Source organism: Nonomuraea monospora (genome assembly GCF_039531895.1).
GTDB classification, from domain to species: Bacteria; Actinomycetota; Actinomycetes; order Streptosporangiales; family Streptosporangiaceae; genus Nonomuraea; species Nonomuraea monospora.
Genome location: NZ_BAAAQX010000014.1, coordinates 234,840 through 254,904, shown reverse-complemented (window position 1 = coordinate 254,904; position 20,065 = coordinate 234,840). Strand labels below are relative to the sequence as shown.

The 20,065-nt window shown below is 69.8% G+C and carries 18 protein-coding genes and 2 tRNA genes; 8 read left to right on the top strand and 12 right to left on the bottom strand.

From position 1 onward, the window contains the following. The first annotated feature begins 421 nt into the window (after nt 1-421). Together ABD331_RS27350 and ABD331_RS27345 are read left to right on the top strand one after the other, a co-directional pair. Nucleotides 422-820: a hypothetical protein gene (locus ABD331_RS27350; protein WP_344480310.1), complete on the top strand. Its 399-nt coding sequence runs from the start codon at nt 422-424 to the stop codon at nt 818-820. Nucleotides 821-1,023: 203 nt separating this feature from the next. After that, on the top strand, nt 1,024-1,176 hold the full coding sequence (locus ABD331_RS27345; RefSeq protein ID WP_344480307.1) for a hypothetical protein: 153 nt from the start codon (nt 1,024-1,026) through the stop codon (nt 1,174-1,176). 5 nt (nt 1,177-1,181) lie between these two features. On the opposite strand, the gene ABD331_RS27340 is transcribed toward ABD331_RS27345, so the two are convergent. From ABD331_RS27340 to ABD331_RS27300, 9 genes are all read right to left on the bottom strand, one after another. Then, on the bottom strand, nt 1,182-1,850 hold the full coding sequence (locus tag ABD331_RS27340; protein ID WP_344480304.1) for a response regulator: 669 nt from the start codon (nt 1,848-1,850) through the stop codon (nt 1,182-1,184). Beyond that, nucleotides 1,847-4,432 carry a sensor histidine kinase gene (locus ABD331_RS27335; RefSeq protein WP_344480301.1) on the bottom strand — a complete coding sequence of 862 codons (2,586 nt, stop codon included), beginning with the start codon at nt 4,430-4,432 and terminating at the stop codon, nt 1,847-1,849. The genes ABD331_RS27340 and ABD331_RS27335 overlap by 4 nt, the downstream gene beginning before the upstream one ends. Nucleotides 4,433-4,441: 9 nt before the next feature. Further along, nucleotides 4,442-4,909: a group II truncated hemoglobin gene (locus ABD331_RS27330; RefSeq protein WP_344480298.1), complete on the bottom strand. Its 468-nt coding sequence runs from the start codon at nt 4,907-4,909 to the stop codon at nt 4,442-4,444. Nucleotides 4,910-4,986: 77 nt separating this feature from the next. Further along, nucleotides 4,987-5,063: transfer RNA gene (locus ABD331_RS27325), tRNA-Met, on the bottom strand. 109 nt (nt 5,064-5,172) lie between these two features. Beyond that, nucleotides 5,173-5,249, bottom strand: a tRNA-Met gene (locus ABD331_RS27320). A gap of 56 nt (nt 5,250-5,305) precedes the next feature. Then, the gene (locus tag ABD331_RS27315; protein WP_344480295.1) at nt 5,306-8,266 is read right to left on the bottom strand and encodes a UPF0182 family membrane protein; all 2,961 of its coding nucleotides are present in this window, start codon (nt 8,264-8,266) and stop codon (nt 5,306-5,308) included. A 128-nt stretch (nt 8,267-8,394) separates the two neighbouring features. Beyond that, entirely contained in the window at nt 8,395-9,441 is a 1,047-nt protein-coding gene (locus tag ABD331_RS27310) for a YlbL family protein (RefSeq protein ID WP_344480292.1), read from the bottom strand. A 10-nt stretch (nt 9,442-9,451) separates the two neighbouring features. Then, nucleotides 9,452-9,877, bottom strand: a complete 426-nt coding sequence (locus ABD331_RS27305) for a molybdenum cofactor biosynthesis protein MoaE (RefSeq protein ID WP_344480289.1) — start codon at nt 9,875-9,877, stop codon at nt 9,452-9,454. 18 nt (nt 9,878-9,895) lie between these two features. Continuing rightward, nucleotides 9,896-10,969, bottom strand: a complete 1,074-nt coding sequence (locus ABD331_RS27300) for an NAD-dependent epimerase/dehydratase family protein (RefSeq protein ID WP_344480347.1) — start codon at nt 10,967-10,969, stop codon at nt 9,896-9,898. An 82-nt stretch (nt 10,970-11,051) separates the two neighbouring features. Here ABD331_RS27300 and ABD331_RS27295 point away from each other — a divergent pair, with 82 nt between their 5' ends. From ABD331_RS27295 to ABD331_RS27285, 3 genes are read left to right on the top strand one after another with little or no spacing between them, the layout of a single operon-like run. Beyond that, nucleotides 11,052-12,317, top strand: coding sequence for a zinc-dependent metalloprotease (locus ABD331_RS27295; protein WP_425566055.1), 1,266 nt, complete (start codon nt 11,052-11,054; stop codon nt 12,315-12,317). Further along, nucleotides 12,314-12,877, top strand: coding sequence for an NUDIX hydrolase (locus ABD331_RS27290; RefSeq protein WP_425566054.1), 564 nt, complete (start codon nt 12,314-12,316; stop codon nt 12,875-12,877). The genes ABD331_RS27295 and ABD331_RS27290 overlap by 4 nt, the downstream gene beginning before the upstream one ends. Nucleotides 12,878-12,911: 34 nt before the next feature. Next, the gene (locus ABD331_RS27285) at nt 12,912-13,898 is read left to right on the top strand and encodes an endonuclease/exonuclease/phosphatase family protein (RefSeq protein WP_344480286.1); all 987 of its coding nucleotides are present in this window, start codon (nt 12,912-12,914) and stop codon (nt 13,896-13,898) included. Here the strand turns inward: ABD331_RS27285 and ABD331_RS27280 are convergent. The 3 genes from ABD331_RS27280 to ABD331_RS27270 form a co-directional block, all read right to left on the bottom strand. Continuing rightward, on the bottom strand, nt 13,885-14,511 hold the full coding sequence (locus tag ABD331_RS27280; protein WP_344480283.1) for a hypothetical protein: 627 nt from the start codon (nt 14,509-14,511) through the stop codon (nt 13,885-13,887). The two genes, ABD331_RS27285 and ABD331_RS27280, sit on opposite strands and share 14 nt — an antisense overlap. Beyond that, nucleotides 14,508-15,023, bottom strand: coding sequence for a M48 metallopeptidase family protein (locus tag ABD331_RS27275; protein WP_344480280.1), 516 nt, complete (start codon nt 15,021-15,023; stop codon nt 14,508-14,510). Before ABD331_RS27275 ends, ABD331_RS27280 begins: the two co-directional genes overlap by 4 nt. A gap of 67 nt (nt 15,024-15,090) precedes the next feature. Next, nucleotides 15,091-15,870: an enoyl-CoA hydratase/isomerase family protein gene (locus tag ABD331_RS27270; RefSeq protein ID WP_344480277.1), complete on the bottom strand. Its 780-nt coding sequence runs from the start codon at nt 15,868-15,870 to the stop codon at nt 15,091-15,093. A 203-nt stretch (nt 15,871-16,073) separates the two neighbouring features. Between ABD331_RS27270 and ABD331_RS27265 the strand changes: the two genes are divergently transcribed. The 3 genes from ABD331_RS27265 to ABD331_RS27255 all read left to right on the top strand — a co-directional run bounded on the left by ABD331_RS27265 (nt 16,074) and on the right by ABD331_RS27255 (nt 19,830). After that, nucleotides 16,074-17,789 carry a ThiF family adenylyltransferase gene (locus ABD331_RS27265; protein WP_344480274.1) on the top strand — a complete coding sequence of 572 codons (1,716 nt, stop codon included), beginning with the start codon at nt 16,074-16,076 and terminating at the stop codon, nt 17,787-17,789. A gap of 62 nt (nt 17,790-17,851) precedes the next feature. Continuing rightward, nucleotides 17,852-19,186, top strand: coding sequence for an ABC1 kinase family protein (locus tag ABD331_RS27260; RefSeq protein ID WP_344480271.1), 1,335 nt, complete (start codon nt 17,852-17,854; stop codon nt 19,184-19,186). Nucleotides 19,187-19,614: 428 nt separating this feature from the next. Beyond that, nucleotides 19,615-19,830 (top strand): hypothetical protein, encoded by a 216-nt coding sequence (locus ABD331_RS27255; protein ID WP_344480268.1) that lies wholly within the window; start codon nt 19,615-19,617, stop codon nt 19,828-19,830. The last annotated feature ends 235 nt before the right edge of the window (nt 19,831-20,065 follow it).

Below are 20,065 nucleotides of genomic sequence, written 5' to 3'. Positions count from 1 at the left end.
TTCATTTCGTCGTTGTGGTCTTAATTCTTTCAGCCGTTCAAGTTCCTGTCAAATTGACCGGACTTGCTCGACCTGCGGGAATTAATCCCTGCCCCCTTTCGGAGACAACCCCTCTAACTTACCAGCCCGTTCGAAGTGGTTTGCACCGTCGCCGGACGACCCTGAAGGTAGTGGGATTTGCCGGGCGGCTCCGAGACTCCAGGAGGCTCTGGATCGCCCTGCGGGAAGCAACTCTAGCAGCCTGGCGCACCCGCTTCGGCCCACTCAGGTAATCAGATGGTTCTTCCCTCCCCACCTGACCCTCAAACCTCGCCAATGCCACCTGCCCGGACACCAGCGGGCAAGCCGACGGCAAGTCATCCGCAATCGTCCCCCGGTACGAAATACCTACGAGCAGTCTGCGCTCTCGGAGGTGGCCGACATGACAAGGTCGGAGTTCGACGACATCCGCGCGTTCCTCGCCGACGGGGCGACGCACGCCGGAGATCTGCTGCGAGTCGCCAGGACTCTGATCGACGACCTGGAACACGCTCGCATGCGTGAGGCGGTCCTGCGCACGCACTATCTGCGCCTGCTGACGGCGGCCAGGGCGAGCGCCGCCGCCGACCTGGCGGACCTGCCGGATCCCATGGCGTTCCTCAAGCACGAGCTGGCCGAGCGCGGTCAGATGCCGGAGGACGGCGAGGCCGTCCAGCGCATCCTGTCCGACGCCCGTACGGCGGCCGCGTTGCTCGCCTGCCTGACGGAGACCCCGAAGCCGCGCCCCCGCGGCATGCGCCTGCGCCGCTGCGTCGGCACCGGCCGCGCGCTCCCCCGCTGAGTACGCCGGGTCTCCGCTCCCCTGCTGAGCACACCAGGTCTCCGCTCCCCCGCTGAACACGCCGGATCCCCACCCCCGCGAACAAACGGGACAAAGTTGCCACGCACTGACGCCGTGACAACTCCGGGCATACCCACCCTTGGCGGACGGCCTGTAAGACTCCGCATATGTGGCAGCGGGGGCTGAATTGGACGGCAATCGTCATGGTCGGGATATTCGGCCTGATGTGGGTGGGCATCGTGATTTATGCCGACCAAGGCTCACCGTTCTGGATGCGCGTCGTCCAGGTCATCTTCGGCTTGCTGCTGCTGGCCTGGGCCGTGGGCAAGGCGGCCCGCATGCTCAGCAGGGCGTGAACCGCCTACGGCTGGAAGCGGTACCCCATCCCCGGCTCGGTCAGCAGGTGATCGGGGTGCGCCGGGTCCCGTTCGAGCTTGCGCCGTAGCTGGGCCATGTACTGACGCAGGTAGTGCGTCTCCTTCAGGTATGTCTCGCCCCAGACCTCGGTCAGCAACTGGCGCTGGCTGATCAGCTTGCCGGGGTTGCGCAGCAGGATCTCCAGGAAGTGCCACTCGGTGGGCGTCAGGCGCACCCCTCCGGAGATCGTCTTGTCGGCGAGGTCCACGACGTGCTCGCCCACCTGCACCGTCGCGTTCTCCTCGCCGTGCTGCCCGGTGCGGCGGGTCACGGCGCGCACCCGCGCGAGCAGCTCGTCGATGCTGAACGGCTTGGTCACGTAGTCGTCCGCGCCGGCGTCGAGCGCGTCCACCTTGTCGGTGCTGTCAGCGCGGCCGGAGAGCACGATGATCGGGATCGAGGTCCAGCCGCGCAGGCCCTGGATGACCTCCACGCCGTCGAGATCGGGCAGGCCCAGGTCGAGGATGACCAGGTCGGGGTGCCAGTCGGCGGCCTGGCGCAGCGCCGTGCCGCCGTCGGGGGCGACCGCGACCTCGTACTGACGCGCCGCCAGGTTGACGCGCAGGGCGCGCAGGATCTGGGGCTCGTCGTCCACCACGAGCACGCGGGTCATGTGGCCCGCCGCAGTGAGACGGTCATGGTGAGTCCTCCTCCGGGCGTGTCCTCTGGGACGAGCGTGCCGCCCATCGCCTCGGTCAGACCGCGCGACAGCGCCAGGCCGAGCCCCACTCCCGTGTGGTTGTCACGGTCGCCGAGCCGCTGGAACGGCAGAAACACCCTTTCATGCGCTTCGGGCGGAATGCCGGGGCCCCTGTCGGTGACGCGGATCTCGACGTGCTCGCCGTGCCAGCTCGCGCCGACGAGCACGGGACGGCCGGCCGGGCTGTACCGGAGGGCGTTCGCCATCAGGTTGACCAGCACCCGTTCCAGCAGCGCGGGGTCGGCCATGATGTCCGGTGTGCCGGGCGGGATCTCGGTCGTGAGGCGGTCGCCCAGCGGGCCGAGGTCGTCCACGGCGTGTGGCAGGACGTCCTCGATGGCCACCGGTTCGAGCTTGACGCCGAGTACGCCCGCCTGGAGGCGGCTCATGTCGAGCAGGTTCGACACCAGCCGGTTCAGTTTGATCAGCGACTCGTCGGCGGTGGCGAGCAGCTCGGCGCGGTCCTCCTCCGACCAGGCGATGTCGGTGCCGCGCAGGCTCTCCACGGCGGCCATGGCGGAGGCGAGCGGGGTGCGCAGGTCGTGGCCGACGGCGGCGAGCAGCGCCGTCCGCATCTTGTCGGCCTCGGCGAGCGGCCCGGCCCGGTCGGCGGCCTCCCGCAGCCGCTGCTGCCGCAGCGCCACCGCCGCCTCCGCCGCGAACGCCTCCAGCACCCGCCGGTCGCCGGCCTCCAGCAGTCGCCCGCGCGCGGCGAGCACCAGCCGGTCGTCGATCGCGACGTCGTGGTCGGCCGTGCCTGGGCTGGTGGCCGGCACGCCGCCCGACGTGGCCACGACCCGCCACCCACCGCCAGCCGCCGCATCGCCCCGGCCGCCTTCCGCCACATCGCCCTGGCCGCGCTCCGCCACATCGCCCTGGCCGCGCTCCGCCGCATCACCCCGGCCGCCCTCCGCCGCGTCGCCCCGTTCGAGCAGGGTCACCGCGACCAGTCCGAACGTCTCGCGCATCCGGGCCAGCAGCGACGGCAGCGCCGACTCGCCGCGCAGCACGTGGCCCGCCAGCGTGGACAGCACCTCGGCGTCGGCCCGCGAGCGCGCCGCCTCCCTGCTGCGCCGGGCCGCCAGGTCGACCACGGTGCTGACCATGACCGCGACCAGCACGAAGATGGCCAGCGCGAGCACGTTCTCCGGCTGGGCGATCGTCAGAGTGTGCAGCGGCGGCGTGAAGAACCAGTTGAGCAGCCCGAACCCGAGCACCGCCGCCGTCAGCGCGGGCCACATGCCGCCGGTCAGCGCGACGGCCACGACGAGCAGCAGGAAGAGCAGGATCTCGCTGGGCAGCGTGAGCCCCGCGGGCAGCAGCGCGATCGCCAGCAGCGGCATCCCGAGCAGCGCCAGCACCCACCCGGACGCGCGCCGCCTGCGCGTCAGCGCGGCCCCCGACCGCGCCGCGAACCGGCCCTTCCCCGTCGCCTCGTGCGGCACGATGTGCACGTCGATCGACCCCGCGAGCGCGGCCGTCGTGACGCCGACGCCCCTGGTGAGCGGCCGCCGTCTTCTGGACGCGCCGAGCACGAGCTGGGTGGCGTTCGCGCCGCGGGCGAAGTCGAGCAGCGCCCGTGGCACGTCGTGCCCGACCACCTGGTGGTACGTGCCGCCCAGGCCTTCGACGAGGGCGCGCTGGCGTACCAGATGGGCGGGATCGCCCTTCGTGGTCAGCCCGTCGGCGCTGGTGATGTGCACGGCCAGCAGATCGGCGCCCTTGCCCTTGGCGGCGATGCGCGCGGCCCGCCGTACCAGCGTGTCGCCCTCGGGACCGCCGGTGAGCGCGACGACCACCCGCTCGCGCGCCTCCCAGGTGCCGGCGATCGCGTGGTCGCTGCGGTAGCGGCCGAGCTGTTCGTCCACCTTGTCGGCCACCCAGAGCAGGGCGAGCTCCCGCAGAGCGGTCAGGTTGCCGACGCGGAAGTAGTTGGCGAGCGCGGCGTCGACCCGTTCGGACAGGTACACGTTGCCGTGGGCCAGCCGGCGGCGCAGCGCCTCCGGCGCCATGTCGACCAGCTCGATCTGGTCGGCTCCGCGCACCACCTCGTCGGGGACGGTCTCGCGCTGGGGCACGCCGGTGATCTGCTCGACGACGTCGTTCAGCGACTCCAGGTGCTGGATGTTGACGGTCGTGATGACGTCGATGCCGGCGTCGAGGATCTCCTCGACGTCCTGCCAGCGCTTGGCGTGGCGGGAGCCGGGGACGTTCGTGTGGGCCAGCTCGTCGATCAGGGCGATGGCGGGGGCGCGTTCGATGACGGCGTCGGCATCCAGCTCGGTGAAGGTCGTGCCGCGGTACGTCACGCTCCGCCTCGGCACGGCGTCGAGCCCGTCGAGGAGGGCGGCGGTGCGGGCGCGGCCGTGGGTCTCGACGAGGCCCACGACCACGTCCTTGCCGCGCTCGCGGGCGCGGCGGGCCTCGCTCAGCATGGCGTACGTCTTGCCCACCCCGGGCGCCGCACCGAGGTAGACGCGCAGCCGCCCTCTCATTCCTCCAGGTTACGGCTGGTACGGCGGCGCCACTCCCCACCCCCAGTGCGGCACCGGCGCCTCGCCCGGAGGCGTCGCCCCTGGCTGGGAGTTGTGCCTGGCCAGCCTGGTGCCCCATTCGACGTATCCGGCGAACGCGGCCCTGAACTCGGGGTCGTCGGGCAGCCCCGCCTCGTCGGCCGCGTCCATGAGCAGGCTCACCCATCTGCGGCGCTGCGGCTCGGTGATCGCCTTGCCGAGGTGGTGGCGGAGCATGTGGGCGTAGCCGCCGCGCTCGGTCGTGTAGCGGTCGGGGCCGCCGAAGACCTCGCTCAGCCACATCGCCACGTATTTCGGGTGATCGGGGTCCATGTGCGCGAACAGCGGCCCGATCAGGTCGTCCTTGACGACGCTGCGGTAGAACACCTCGGTCAGCCGCTCGAATGCCTCGGTGCCGCCCGCCCAGGCGTAGAGCGTGGGCACTGCCTCATCAGTCATGTAATGATGTAATCATCTTCTGGGCGCACAAAAAAGTCCCCGGCCGCCGGATGAACCGGCGACCGGGGACTTCTCCTTGGTAGCGGGGACAGGATTTGAACCTGCGACCTCTGGGTTATGAGCCCAGCGAGCTACCGAACTGCTCCACCCCGCGTCGGTGTGTCAGTAATAACTATACAGGCCTCTGAGTAGTGCTCGAACCAGATACCTGCCGCACTCACGCGAAAGGCCCGGTCTCCGTTTCCGGATCCCGGGCCTCTGCCTGGTAGCGGGGGCAGGATTTGAACCTGCGACCTCTGGGTTATGAGCCCAGCGAGCTACCGAACTGCTCCACCCCGCGTCGCTTGTGCCTTGTAAGACTACCGGGCGGCGCGGGGTGTACGCAAACTGAATGCGTCAGCCTGACGGCGAAGCCGCCGGTGTCGCGGGCGGCGAGCCTGTCGGCGTGGCACTGGGCGAGGCGCTCGGCGACGCCGACGGCGAGGCCGACGGTGAAGCCGTGGGCGAGGTCGTGGGCGTCGGCTGCTGCGCGTTGGCCCCCTCCAGCGCCTGCAGCGCCTCCTCCAGCCGCTTCTGGGCGTCGCCGTAGGCGTCCCAGTCGGGCGGGCTGGCCTGCAGCGCCTTCTGCGCGTCCGAGTAGGCCTTCTTGGCGTTGTTGATCGCCGAGTTGAGCGCCGAGTTGGACGTGTTGGGCTGGGTCTGTTCCTGTTGCTGCTCGCTCGGCACCTGTTGCGTCTGATCGCCGCCGAAGACCTCGGCGAGACCCTCCTCCAGCGTGCGCGCCACACCGATCTTGCTGCCGAACGACACCAGGACGCGTTGCAGGATCGGGTACGGCTCCTGCCCGCCGCCCGCGGTCACCTGGATGTACACCGGCTCGATGTAGACCAGGCCGCCCGCGTAGGGAAGCGTCAGGAGGTTGCCGTAGCGGACCGACGAGGCACCCACGCCGAGCAGGTTCAGCTCACCCGCGAAGCGGCTCTGGAAGGCGTTCTGCGCCTGTCCTGGGCCTGGGATGGGGGTGCTCGACGGCGGCATCCGCAGGATCCGCATCCGCCCGTAGTCGGGCCCGGCCGTGGAGTTGACCGCCATGAACGCCGCCAGGTTCGGCCCCTGCCGGGGCACGAACGTCGTGGTCAGCGAGAACGCCGAGGAGTTGCTGCCCGGCATCGTGGTGGTCAGGTAGTAGGGCGGCTGCTTGATGTTCTTGTCGCCCTGGGTCGGGTCGCCGGGGACGTTCCACACGTCCTGGCCGCCGTAGAAGGCGCCCGGGTCGGTGATGTGGTAGCGCGACAGGGTGAAGCGCTGCACCTTGAACAGGTCCTCGGGGTAGCGCACGTGCTGGCGCAGCTCGGCGCTCATCTGCGAGGCCGGCGTGATGATGCCGGGGAACGCGCTGCTCCACGTCTTCAGCAGCGGGTCGTTGGCGTCCCACGCGTAGAGCTTCACCGTGCCGTCGTAGGCGTCGACCGTGGCCTTGACGGAGTTGCGCATGTAGTTGATCTTGTCGCTCGGCTGCTGGGCGATGACCCGGCGGTCGGTGGACGTGTCGCGCGTCATGTCGCCGAGGCTCTGGCTCTGCGAGTACGGGTAGTCGTTCGACGTCGTGTACCCGTCGACGATCCACTGGACCCGCCCGTCGATGATCGCCGGGTACGGGTTGCCGTCGAGCGTCAGGAACGGCGCGACCTTCTCGACCCTGTCACGCGGGTTGCGCACGTACAGGATCTTGGAGGCGTCGTTGATGTCGCCCGACAGGACGATGTTCGCCTCGCTGTACTTGGCGGCGTACAGGAGCCGGTTGAAGAACGAGCCGACGGGCACGCCGCCCTGGCCGGTGTAGGTGGTGTTCTTCTGGCCGGTGCCACCCGTCTCCGGGTAGTCGAGCTCCTGCGGGTTGTTCGGGTCGCCGCCGGCGATCACGTACTCGGAGGCCGACTCGTCCTCGCCGAAGTAGATGCGCGATTCCTTGAGCTTGGTGCTGTCGACCAGCGGACCGTTGACCGGCATGTCCTTGGCGTCGTACGCGGGCAGGCCGCCGGAGTCGACCTTGTTGCCCGGCGCGGCGACGAAGCCGTAGCCGTGGGTGTACTTGAGTACGCGGTTGATCCAGTTGTTCTGCTCGGTGGGCGGCCCCGTCAGCTCGCGCACGCCGACGATGTGGTCGACCAGCTTGCCCGTGCTGTCGGGGTAGCGGTCGACGTCGAGCGGGTCGGCGAAGCTGTAGAAGCCCCTGATGCGCTGCGTCTGCTCGTACGTCGAGCCGAGCAGCGCCGGGTCCAGCAGGCGCACGCCGGAGACGGAGGTGTCGCCGTTGGCCTGGACGGCGGCCGGGTCGGCCTGCGCGTTGTACGTCTCGACCTCGACCTTGTCGATGTCGTACGCCTCGCGCGTGGCCTCGATGTTGCGCTGGATGTAGGCCGACTCCTTGCCCTGCTGGTTGGGCTTGACCTGGAACTGCTCGACCAGCGCCGGGTAGACGCCGCCGATCAGGATGGCCGAGAGCACGAGCAGGCCGAAGGAGACGCCGGGCAGCATGCCGCCGGGCCTGAACACGCCGGCGAAGAACAGCGCGGCGCAGATCAACGCGATGATCGCGAGGATGGTCTTGGCCGGCAGCACGGCGTTGACGTCCGTGTAGGAGGCGCCGTGCACGTACCCGCGGTCGGAGAAGACCAGCCCGAACCGGTCGATCCAGTAGGCGACGGCCTTGAGCAGCACGAAGATGCCCAGCAGCACCGACAGGTGGACCCTGGCCGCCTTGGACGCGTGCACGCCGGGCGACTGCAGGCGGAAGCCGCCGTACAGGTAGTGCGTGATCGCCGCCAGGACGATCGAGATGATCACGGCGGTGAACAGGAAGTTCAGCACCATCCGGATGAACGGGTAGTCGAACATGAAGAACGAGATGTCCATCGCGAACAGCTTGTCCTTCTGGCCGAACGACGCGCCGTTGCTGAACTCCAGCCACGTCTTCCACTGGCCCGCGAAGGAGGAGCCGGAGAAGATGGCCAGCAGCCCCATGCCGACGATGAAGATCAGCTTTCGGTGGGGGTCGAGCGCCATGCGATAGCGGTCGGCGCCGCTGCCGCCACCGAAGATCGCCGGCCCGAACATCGGGCGGGTCTTGAACGCCAGCAGCATGTTGCCGCCGGCGATGCCGACCATGAGCACCGCTCCGACCAGGAACAGCACGATTTGAGTCAGCACCATGCCGCTGAAGACCGACGTGAAGCCGGTCGAGTCGTACCACAGGTAGTCGGTATAGATGCCCGAGAACAGGAAGAACAGCGCAACGATCGCCACGAGGGCGATCGCCACAGGCAGAAGCAGTCGCGGTCGGCGGGGCAAGCGCATCGCCCTACCGGCTCCTGGGGTCCGGAAGCTCAAGGCCAACCCCTCGTCGTAATGAAAAACGGTCCGTGTCTGGCAACTTACACCGCTGTGCCAGCCCTACGACTAACGCACGGCGATCGCCAGAAGTTTCAGCCGGCCTCGCACGCGGGCACTTCGCCCTTGCCCGTGCGCAGCGCGTCGAGCGCGAGGACCGCCTGGTGCATGGTCTCGGCCTTCACCAGCCGCAGGCCGTCGGGCACCGCGTTCATCGCCTCCGCGCAGTTTCCGGGAGGGGTCAGGAAGATCGTGGCGCCGGCGTCCTTCGCGCCGATCATCTTCTGCGCGATGCCGCCGATGGCGCCCACCTCGCCCGTCGGCTGGATGGTGCCGGTGCCGGCGATCTTCTTGCCGCCGGTCAGCTCGCCGGGCGTCAGCTTGTCGTAGATGCCGAGCGAGAACATCAGGCCGGCGCTCGGCCCGCCGACGTCGCCGACGTTGATGTCCACGTCGAACGGGAAGTTGAACTTGGGCGCCATGGTCAGGCCGACGATGGTCTGCCCCTTGGGGCCGGCCACGGTCTGCAGGGTGACCTCGAGCTTCTGCTCGCCGCGCTTGATGCCGAGCACGACGCTCTCGCCGGGCTTGTGCGCCTTGACCGCCTTCTGGACGGCGTCGGAGTCCTTGGTCTCCTTGCCGTCGACCGAGGTGATCTCGTCGTCCTTCTGGACCTTGCCGTCGGCGGGCTTGCCCTTCTCGGTGGACAGCACGCCCACGCCCACGGTGTACGGGATCTTCAGCTCGGTCAGCGCGGCGGCGGTCGCGGAGTCCTGGGAGTTGGTCATCTCGACGACGTTCTCCTCCTCGACCTCCTCCGCGTCGCGGCCGGGAGCGAAGATCGTCTCCTGCGGGACCACCGCCACCGTCGGGTCGAGCCAGCCGCGCAGCGCCGTCAGCAGGTCGATCTGGGCGGCGGGGCCGCCCTGGTAGGCCACCGTGACCAGGCTCAGCGCGCCCGAGGTCGGGTAGGTCTGCCTGCCGTCGATCGAGATCACCGGCTTCTTGTCGACCTCGCCGATCGTGTTCTCCGTCGGGCCGGGGCTGAGCACGACGTACGGCACCGGGCGGAACGCGCCGATCACCCCGAGCGCGAGCACGAGGAATCCCGCGAGCAGCAGGGTCAGGGCGCGTCGTGACATGTCGATGAGCTTATTCGCCGGCGCCGACCCACTCGGTCTCGCCGTCGGCGAACACCTGGTGCTTCCAGATGGGGACCTGCGCCTTGAGATCGTCGATCAGGCGGCGGGCCGCCTTGAACGCCTCGTCCCTGTGCGGCGCGGCCACCGCGACGATCACGGCGGTGTCGCCCAGCTCCAGCTCACCCACCCGGTGCACGGCCGCGATCGCCGTCACGGGGAAGTCGGCCGCGACCTTCTCGGCGACCTGGCGCAGCTCGGCCTCCGCCGAGGGGTGGGCGGAGTAGGCGAGCCTGGTCACCGGCTTTCCGTGGTCCTGCTCGCGCACGGTGCCCACGAAGAACGCGGTGCCGCCCGCGGCGTGGTCGGCCACGGCTGCCAGCACCTCGTCAACGGAGAGCGAGGTGTCGCGAATGCCGAGCAAGCGGATGACGTCCACGAGAAAGACTCTAACCGTTCAACCGCGTCGCTTCTTACGTACTTGGCGGACGATCGCGGCGGTGCCGATCACTGCCACTGTGGCGCCGGCGGCGGTGAGCGTGGCCTCCTTGACGGGCAGGCGCCTGCCGACCACCGTCGTGCGGTTCTCCCGCAGCTCCAGGAGCTGCTCGAAGGCCGCTTCGTTCGTCCAGGACGGCTTCCAGCCCGCCTCGCGCAGCGCCGCGCAGTCGACCACCCACGGGTAGACGACGTAGTGCAGATCGGTCGCCGGGGCCGGGGTGATGCCGAGGCGGTGCAGGCGCTGCGCCGTGCCGAACGTCAGGCCCGCCGGGAGCTCCAGGCTTCTGATGCCGGACAGCTCCTCGACCTGCTCCTGCTCCAGCCAGCCGTCGCAGCCGACCGCCGCCACCCCGGTGACGGCGCCGCGCGCCGCCAGCTCCAGCGCGGAGACCAGGTCGTCGATGTGGCAGAACTGCCAGTGCGGGCTGCAGCCCTTGACGGTCAGCAGCCTCGGCGACTCGAAGTGGCGGGTGATCACCGTATCGACGCCGGGGCCGACGACGGCGGCCGGGCGCAGCACGGTCACCTCCAGGCCGGGATGGCTGCGCAGCGAGCGGCGCACCAGCGACTCGATCTCCAGGAAGTCGCCGACGACGCCCGTGTCGGGCTCGGCCGCCACCGGGGCGTCCTCCGGCAGCGGCACCTCGTTGTCGGGCGCGGCACCGTACACCATCGCGCTGGTCACCAGCACGACCCTGCGCACGCGCGCGGCGGCGCTGGCCGTCAGCACGGTCTGGGCGGCCCGCAGGTTGTACGCCCGCCGCTCGGCGGGGTCGGAGTCGACGGCGTAGTCACCGGCCAGATGGACCAGGACGTCGATGTCGGAGATCCGGTTCGCCAAGAGCGGATCTCGTACGTCGATCACTCTCCACGTGGCTTCCTGGACGTCACCGCGTTCTTCGTCGATGGCCACCACTCTGCGGAAATCCGCGGAGTTCACGAGTCTCGCGAGCACCTCACGGCCGAGGCCGGAGGCCGCCCCCGTTACGGCGACGACGGGTTGACGCGGGCGTTTCGAGGTAGGCACCAGGTCCTCACTTTGCACTGATCCGCCGTCGGACGACTAACGTGGCGGATGTGGATTCCTCCTCCATCCTGCATGAGGTAGACCGGTGACTGACCTGCCAGGTCGCGAAAACGACCCTAACGAGAACCCGTTCGCCATGTTCGGCAACCCTGAGCAGATGGCTCAGGCGATGCGCCAGTTCGCCGACATGTTGTCGGCGCCGCAGGGCTCCGGCCCTGTCAACTGGGACATGGCCAAGAACATCGCCAGGCACGCCGTGGTCGCCGAGGGCGACCCGAGCGTCATGGAAGGCGAGCGCCGCCAGATCGTCGACGCGCTCAGCCTGGCCGACCTGTGGCTCAACGAGGCGACGACGCTGCCCAGCGGCGTGTCGACCCCGCAGGCCTGGAGCCGGTCCGAGTGGATCGAGAACACGATCCCGATCTGGCGCAAGCTTTGCGAGCCGATCGCCGAGCGCATGGTCGACACCATGGGCGGCGCGCTCGGCGGCTCCGGGCTGCCGCCCGAGGCCCAGCAGATGGCCGGGCCGCTGATGGGCATGCTGAAGCAGATGGGCGGCATGATGGTCGGCCAGCAGATCGGGCAGGCGCTCGGCTCGCTGGCCCGCGAGGTCGTCGGCACGACCGACATCGGCCTGCCGCTGTCCGACACGGCCGCGCTGCTGCCCGGCGGCATCGCGCACTTCAGCGAGGGCCTGGAGATCCCGGCCGACGAGATCAGGCTCTATCTCGCGCTCCGCGAGGCCGCCCACCACCGGCTGTTCCAGCACGTGCCGTGGCTGCGCTCGCACCTGCTCGGCGCGGTCGAGGAGTACGCCAAGGGCATCACGGTCGACACCTCCGCCCTGGAGGAGCAGATCCGCGGGCTCGACATCAACAACCCGCAGGCCATCCAGGAGGCGCTGAGCGGCGGCAACCTGCTCAAGCCAGAGGAGACCGAGCGGCAGAAGGCCGCGCTGGCCCGGCTGGAGACGATGCTCGCCCTGGTCGAAGGGTGGGTCGCCACCGTGGTCGACAAGGCCGCGCAAGGCAAGCTGCCCTCCGCCGTGGCGCTCGGCGAGACCGTACGCCGCCGCCGGGCCACCGGCGGGCCGGCCGAGCTGACCTTCGGCACCCTGGTCGGGCTGGAGCTGCGGCCCAGGCGGCTGCGCGAGGCCGCCGCGCTGTGGCAGGCGCTGGAGAGCGCGCGCGGGCTCGACGGCCGCGACGGGCTGTGGGACCACCCCGACCTGATGCCGACGGCCGAGGACCTCGACGACCCCGAGGCGTTCGTCCGCGGCGAGGCGGCGTGGGACATCTCACAACTCGACAAGGGCCCCGATGCCGGCGAGGGCAAGGGCGACGAGGGTTGAGCCCGCTGCACGACGACGCGGTGGAGGTGCTGTCCGCCTGGGCCGCGCCGACGCCCGAGGAGGAGGCGCTGCGCGCCGAGTTCCTCGAGCACCTGCGCGCGCACGACGACGCGATGCTGCGCGAATGCGTGCCCGGCCACCTGACGGCGACCACCGCGGTGTTGTCGCACGACGGCTCCAAGGTGCTGCTCACGCTGCACCCGAAGGCCAAGATGTGGCTGCCGATGGGCGGCCACTGCGAGATCTCCGACACGTCACTGGCAGCGGTCGCGCTGCGGGAGGCGTGGGAGGAGTCGGGGATCTCCGGTCTGCGGCTGCTGCCCGGCCCGCTCGCGGTCGACAAGCACGCCGTGTGGTGCCACCCGCCGCGTAGCTGGCACCTCGACGTCGAGTACGCCGCCGTGGCGCCCGCCGGGGCCGAGGCCGTGATCAGCGAGGAATCGCTCGACCTGCGCTGGTTCCCCGTGGACGAGATCCCCGAGCTGTCCGACGAGGCGACACGGAGATTGGCCGCACGCGGACAGGCCGCGCTCAGCACGGGCTCGCGCATGCTTGGCTAGAGTCCGGTTGCGTCGTTCCAAAAGGGGGGCCTGCGTGGAGACTTCTGCCGTCGGCGGCACGATCGTGACACCCGTACGCAAGCGCAGGAAGTTTCCCGCAACGGCACTGACCTGGGTCGCGGTGACACCGTTCGCCGCCTGGGCGGTGGCCAGGGTGGCCGGTCTGGAGCGCGGGTCGCTGCCCACGCAGCTCATGACCGCGACCCCGTACGCGGCGGCGGGCTCGCTCGTCCCCCTCCTGATCGCCGCGGTCGGGCGCAGGCGGGCCGCGACCGCCGTCGCGCTGCTGTCGGCCACGGCGCTCGGCTTCAGCGTGCTGCCCAGGGCGCTGGGCACCGCGGAGGCCACCACCGGCAGGCCGTTCAAGGTCATGACGATCAACATGCTGTTCGGCAGGGCCGACGTCGCGACGATCATGAAGCTGGTGCGGGAGTTCCGGCCGGACGTGCTGAGCACGCAGGAGCTGACCCCCGGCGCGGTCGCCGACCTCGACGCGGCCGGGCTCAAGGAGCTCATGCCGCACCGGGTGCTCCAGGACGAGTGGAGCGCCGGCGGCAGCGGCCTCTACTCCGTGCATCCCGCGGAGGCGATCTGGGACGTCATGCCGCCCGTCGGGCACCAGATGCCCGCGGCGACGATCGCGCTGCCCGGCGGCAAGCCGATCGAGTTCATCGACGCGCATCCGTTCCCGCCGCTGGGGCCGCAGGTGAGCGACTGGAACACGGCGCTCGAAGCCTTCCCCTCGGCCTCGGCCGACCGGATCAGGATCATCGCGGGCGACTTCAACGCCTCGCTCGACCACGCCGCCATGCGGGGGCTGCTGTCACGGGGTTACAAGGACGCCGCCGACCAGGTGGGCGCCGGGCTGATCCCCACGTGGCCCGCGAACAGGCGGGTGCCGCCGCTCATCACGATCGACCACGTGCTGGTGGATCAGCGGGTCGGGGTGCGGGAGGTCAGCGTGCGTGACGTGCCCGGCACCGATCACCGGGCCGTGCTGGCCGAGCTCAGCGTGCCCTGACCAGGGCTCTGGTGTTGTCCCAGCCTTCGAGGCCCGGGTCGAGGCGCTCCACGTCCTGTGGCGTGCGCAGGCGGTGCCAGCCCGGGGTGGTGGCCACCCTGCGCGGGCCCGGCGCCTGGGCGCGCAGCTCCTTGACGACGTCGTACGTGTCGAGGTCGGGGGCGGCCCAGGGTGGGGCGGGCAGGGCGCAGGCCATGGCGACGGCGCCGCCGTTCTCCGAGGGGCAGATCGTGATCTCTGCCCTGCCCAGTTCCCTGAACAGCTTGCCGATCAGGAGAGGTGGGAGGTCGGGGGCATCGGCGCTGACGACACAGACCTGATCGGCCTGCGCTGCTTGCTCGATGTCGTTGACGCCCTCCCGATCGGGCTGGAGCCGGGTCAGGATGTGCTTGAGCGGCTCGTCCTCGGCGATGGTGATGACCTCGGTGCCGGGCCAGACGATCTCGTCCAGGCCGGGAACACTGGTGATCAGGACGGGGGTGACGAGCTCCAGACCCGCCACGACCTCGTAGGTGTCCTCCGCCACCGCCTCCAGGAAGCGCGCCGGATCGACGCCTGGGGGCGCGGCCTGCGCCATGTGCTGTCGTACCAGAACCGCGGCGATGCGCGTCAACACTCCTCCGGTGCCATGTGGGCCGCCGCGGAGAAGCCTTCCAGGAACCCGCGCGCCCGCTCCGCCTTCGGATACTGTTCTACCAGCGCCCAGAACTTGGCCCCGTGGCTGGGCACTAGCAGGTGCACCAGCTCGTGGATGATCACATAGTTGATGACCCATTCCGGCAGGCCCTTGAGCCTGGTGGAGATCCGGATCGTGCCGGTCTCCGGGGTGCAGGAGCCCCAGCGGTGCTGCTGGTTGTCGACCCAGCGCACGCTCACCGGGTCGGGCTCGCCGTTCAGATATTTCGCCGAAAGCTCCTTGGCTCGCTCCAGCAACGCCTCGTCGGTCGGCCTTCGCCGGCTCTCCTTGGCGGCCAGCCGATCCAGCATCCGGCTCACCCATTCATCCGCGTCTTCGCCGCTCAGCCAGGCGGGCAGGAGCACGATCGTCTTGTCGCCGTCGCGGTATGCGGACACCGTACGCCGGCGACGAGAACTGCGACGAACCTCGACTGTCTCGGGGGGCACATATGCACGGTAGCCGAGACTGACGAAATTCCACAGAGGGTGGACGTTGTTTCTGCTGGTCAGATGATTAAGAGCCGGTGAATTTGGGCATGCGCCTTTCCCGATGCGCGGTCAGGCCCTCGACCATGTCGGCGGAGACCATGGTCACGGGCTGAGCCAAGGATTCCCACCTCAGAGCGGCTTCCAGGTCTTGATGGTCTTGGTTGAGGGCCACTTTCGTGAGCCTTGTGGCAATCGGCGCGTTCTGGGCGATCTTCGTGGCGATGTCGCCTACTTCCGACATTAGGTCATTTTTCGGGAAACTTTGATTTACGAGCCCTTTATCCGCCGCTTCCCTCCCGGTCACTGTCCGGCCCGCCAGCAGCATCTCCCGGGCCAGACCCGGCGACCTCCTCGGCAGCAGGTACGTGGCCGCCATGCCCGGGTGCAGGCCCAGCGACGTGAACGGGGCCAGCAGCTTGGCGTCGTCGGCCGCGTACACGAGGTCGCAGGCCAGCGCCACGCACAGCCCCGCACCCACCGCCGGGCCGTTGACGGCGGCGACCGTGGGGATCTCCAGCTCCGTGATCATCAGCCAGGTGCGGTAGAAGCCCAGCATGCGCTCGCGCAGCCGGGGCACCGGCTCGGCGCCGCGCTCGCCGAGCCACGACAGGTCGCCGCCCGAGGAGAAAGCCGACCCCGCTCCTGTCACGACCACGCAGCGGGCGTCCCTGTCGGTGGCCAGATCGGTCATGGTCGCGCGCCATTCGGCCGTCATGGTGTCGGTCATGGCGTTGCGCATGTCGGGACGGTTGAGGGTGACGAGTACGACTCCGTCGTCTTTGCGATCAACTGAGAGCTCGTTCATGCGGGGAAGCGTAACCCGCGCGGGTCGCCATGCGGCTTTGCTGTGCGGCCTGCTGTGCGGCCTGCTGTGCGGCCTGCTGTGCGGCCTGCTGTGCGGCGCGGTCATTTACTTCATCCACAGGCCGAGCACCCATTCCCGAAGTTATCCACATCCGCCACCGAACCCGCTCGGGATCTTGCTTTGTCGTGGAAGCCTTTCCCGCCATGAGGCCACGTGTGAAGCCCACCCTGCGGCGCATTCTCCGCGACGAGCGCACCCTCCAACTCGGCGTCCACCCTCTCCGCGCGGTCACGCTGAGGGGCCTTACCGAACCTGTGCGGGAGTGGGTCGAGGGCCTCGACGGCACCCGCGATCTGGAGACCGTCCTGCGGGAGGCGGCCCTCGCGGGCCTCGACGAGTACCGCGCCCGTTCCCTGCTCGACCAGCTCGCCGCCCAGGGCGCCCTCCACGACGCCGCCACCGGCCCCGGCGCCCTGCGCGACCTCCCTCTGGCAGAACGCGACCGCCTCAAACCGGAGCTCAACGCCCTCGACCTCGGCTCCACCGCCCCTGACGGCATGATCGCCCTCTTCGAGCGCCGGCGGCGGTCACGCGTGCGGGTGTACGGGGCCGGTCGCGTCGGCGCTCAGATCGTCGCCCTGCTCGCCGCCGCCGGTGTGGGGCATCTGCGCGTCCTCGATCCCGAGGAGACGCGGCCTCAGGACATCACGCCTGGAGGGCTCTCGTGGGCGGAGGTGGGCATGTCCCGGGAGGACGGGGCCGTGGCGGTCGCCAGGCGGTTCACGGCGGGGGGTGGCCTGCCGATGGAGAGCGATGAACCTACCGCTGAGGAGTATCGGCAGGCTCTCGACGTGGCCGGTGTCCCTCCTGTCCCGCCCGGCGACCCCGATGGCGTACGGCCTCCCAGGGCCTCGTCCTCCGCCGGTCGAGCCTTCGGGAGGCCGTCGGTGAGGGGCGGTGGGGCTGCGGCGGCGAGCAGGGCTGCGGCTTCCCGATCCGGCGCCTCGCCGCGTGGTGCTGGTGGTGGCGGCGTCCCCTCCGGCCCTCAGCCCACCGCCTCACCAGCACGCCGAAACACCAGCTCCACGCCTCCCCCTGGCACGGGCGCCACGCCTCCACAAGGCGTCCGCGCGGCACCTCCGCAGGGCACCCGCACACCCCCGCCGGGCACCCGCACCACGCCCCCACCTGGCGCCCGCACCTCGCCCTCGCCCGACAACCGCGCCACACCCGCGCCAGGGACCCGCACCACCCCTCCACAGGGCACCCCCGCCGCCCCGTCGCAAGGCGCCCGCACTTCGGCTCCACCTGGCACCCGCGCCACGCCCCCGCCGGCTACCCGCACCACGCCTCCGAGGGACGCACGCCCCACCACCTCACCCAGCACGGCCGAGGAGCGGTGTCGGCCGAGTGCCAAGGCGGTGGCCGGCGGGACCTTCCTCGGCGACAAGTCCGACCGGCCGGACCTCGTCATCCTCTCCCAGGTCGGCCCACTGGACATGCTGCTGGTCAACGACCTGAACGCGCTGCGCATCCCCCACCTCCTGGTAGCCGCCTTCGAAGGTCACGGAATCGTGGGCCCGCTCGTCCTCCCCGGCGACACGGCGTGCCTGCACTGCCTCGACCTCACCCGGCGCGACCGCGACCCGTACTGGCCGATCGTCACGGCCCGTTTGGGCGGCTACCCGCCGGGAGAGATCGCGTGTGACGTGGCCCTCGCGACCGTCGTCGCAGCCCAGGCGTCCGGTCATGCGCTTGCTTTCCTCGACGGCAAGGAGCCCTCTGTGACCAACGGCACAATGGACGTAACCCCTGATTGGCGCTGGAGAAGGCGGTCGTGGAAGGCACACCCTCAATGTCGTTGTATGCGAAACAATCCATATTCGCTAAGAATGGTCATGGCACCTGACCGCGACTGACGTGCTCAGAGAACGACCACGAAGGGGGGAAGCGGTATCTCGCCGAGGTTCCGCGCATCAGTGTGAGCGATCTTCCGCGCCGTGCTGTCACGCGTTCGGCCAAACTGGCCACCCTTCCCATCAGCTTCGCAGGTCGCGCCGCCTTGGGGCTCGGCAAGCGCATCGGAGGCAAGTCGGCGGAGCTGGTGGCCCAGGAGGTCCAGCAGCGCACCGCCGAGCAGATCTTCAAGGTGCTCGGCGAGCTCAAGGGCGGCGCCATGAAGCTGGGCCAGGCCCTGTCCATCTTCGAGGCCGCGCTGCCGCAGGAGATCGCCGGTCCCTATCGCGCGACCCTGACCAAGCTCCAGGAAGCCGCCCCGCCGCTGCCCGTCTCGACGGTCCACAAGGTTCTGGCGGAGCAGCTCGGCGAGGGCTGGCGGGAGCACTTCCTGTCGTTCGACGACCGTCCGACGGCCGCCGCCTCCATCGGCCAGGTGCACAAGGCCGTGTGGCACGACGGCAGGGAGGTGGCCGTCAAGATCCAGTACCCGGGTGCGGGCAAGGCGCTGCTCGGCGACTTCTCCCAGCTCGCCCGGCTGGGCAAGCTGTTCGGCGTGCTGCTGCCGGGCCTCGACATGAAGGCCCTGCTGGGCGAGCTGCGCGAGCGGGTCGCGGAGGAGCTCGACTACCTGCGCGAGGCCGAGGCCCAGCACGCCTTCGCCCTCGAGTTCGACGAGGACCCCGACTTCCACATCCCGGACGTCGTGGCGGCGAACGAGATGGTGCTGGTCAGCGAGTGGATGGAAGGCACCCCGCTGTCGCGCATCATCGCCGAGGGCACCCAGGAGGAGCGCGACCACGCCGGCCTGCTCTTCGTCCGCTTCCTCTTCTGCTCCCCCGCCCGCGTCGGCATGCTCCACGCCGACCCGCACCCGGGCAACTTCCGCGTCCTGCCCAACGGCAAGCTGGGCGTCCTCGACTTCGGCGCCGTCAACCGGCTCCCCGAGGGCTACCCCAAAGCCTTCGGCCAGCTCACCCGCATTTTCAACCAGGGCGACATGCAGACCGTCATGGCGGGCCTGCGCCAGGAAGGCTTCATCCGCGAGGACATCGACATCGACCCTGACGCGCTGCGCGCCTTCCTCGCCCCGTACGTGGAGCCGACGGCGGTCGAGGAGTTCACGTTCAGCCGGGAGTGGCTCCAGGCGCAGGCGGCCAGCGTCGCCGACCTCCGGCCCACCAACGTCATCCGCCAGCTCAACCTGCCGCCTTCGTACGTCCTCATCCATCGGGTGCATGCGGCGGGGATCGGGGTGCTGTGCCAGCTTGGTACGACGGCGCGGTTCCGGGATGAGGTGATCCGCTGGGTGCCGGGGTTCGCCGACGACCCGGATGATCAGCCGCTGCCCATTGGCTGAGCACGTCGATCGACGCAGGTTTGCATCGGCCCAGCGCAGGCTGGCATCGGCCACGCGCGTCGCTCGGGTGCAGACTGCTGAACGCCCCGTTCGGCGCAGATTGCCGATCGGCTGAACGCGCCGCTCGGGTGCACACTGCCGATCGGCTGAACGCCCCGCCCGGGTGCAGACTGCTGATCGCCCGAACGCGCCGCTCGGGTGCAGACTGCTGATCGGCCGAACCCGCCGCTCGGCGCAGACTGCCGATCAGTCGCACGCGCGCTCGGCGCAGGCGGCATCGACTCAGGGCTTTGCTCGACGCAGGGCAGTTTTGGGATCACCGGCATCGCCCAGTGGAGTGGCGGGGAGGCAGTTTGTGGGATGCACTGTTGACCGCTGACTACTCTGTGTAATTATACGAGTGCAAACCGTTACTCTCTCTTGGGAGGATGCAGATGCACCGATCCGCACGCCTGTTGGCGGTCATCGCCCTGGCCACCGTCGGGCTGTTCGCGACCGCGCCCGCCGCGAGTGCCGTCGTCGATCCGGTTCGAGCCGGGGACTGTCTGGCGTCCCGTGCGGGTGAGGTGTCGACCTCGGTGGATCCGTCGCTCAAGGGGCTTCCCGTTGAGCTGACCGCCGTGAGTTGTCTCGCTTCTCCCTGAGTGCATGCCGCCGTCATGGAGTGCGGGCGGAGAGTGGCGTGGTCGTTGGGTGATCGCGTACTGAGCCGCGTGCGTGGGCGGCGGGTTGGCAGAGCCGTTCGCCGGCAGCGTTCCCGTCAGGTTATCGATCTTCCGCACGGACCTCATGGGTGACAGACGGTGGGCGGCTCGTTGGCTGGCTGGCAGGGCACACGCTCGCACGTGCCCTGCCAGCCAGCGCATTTTTGCGCGCCGT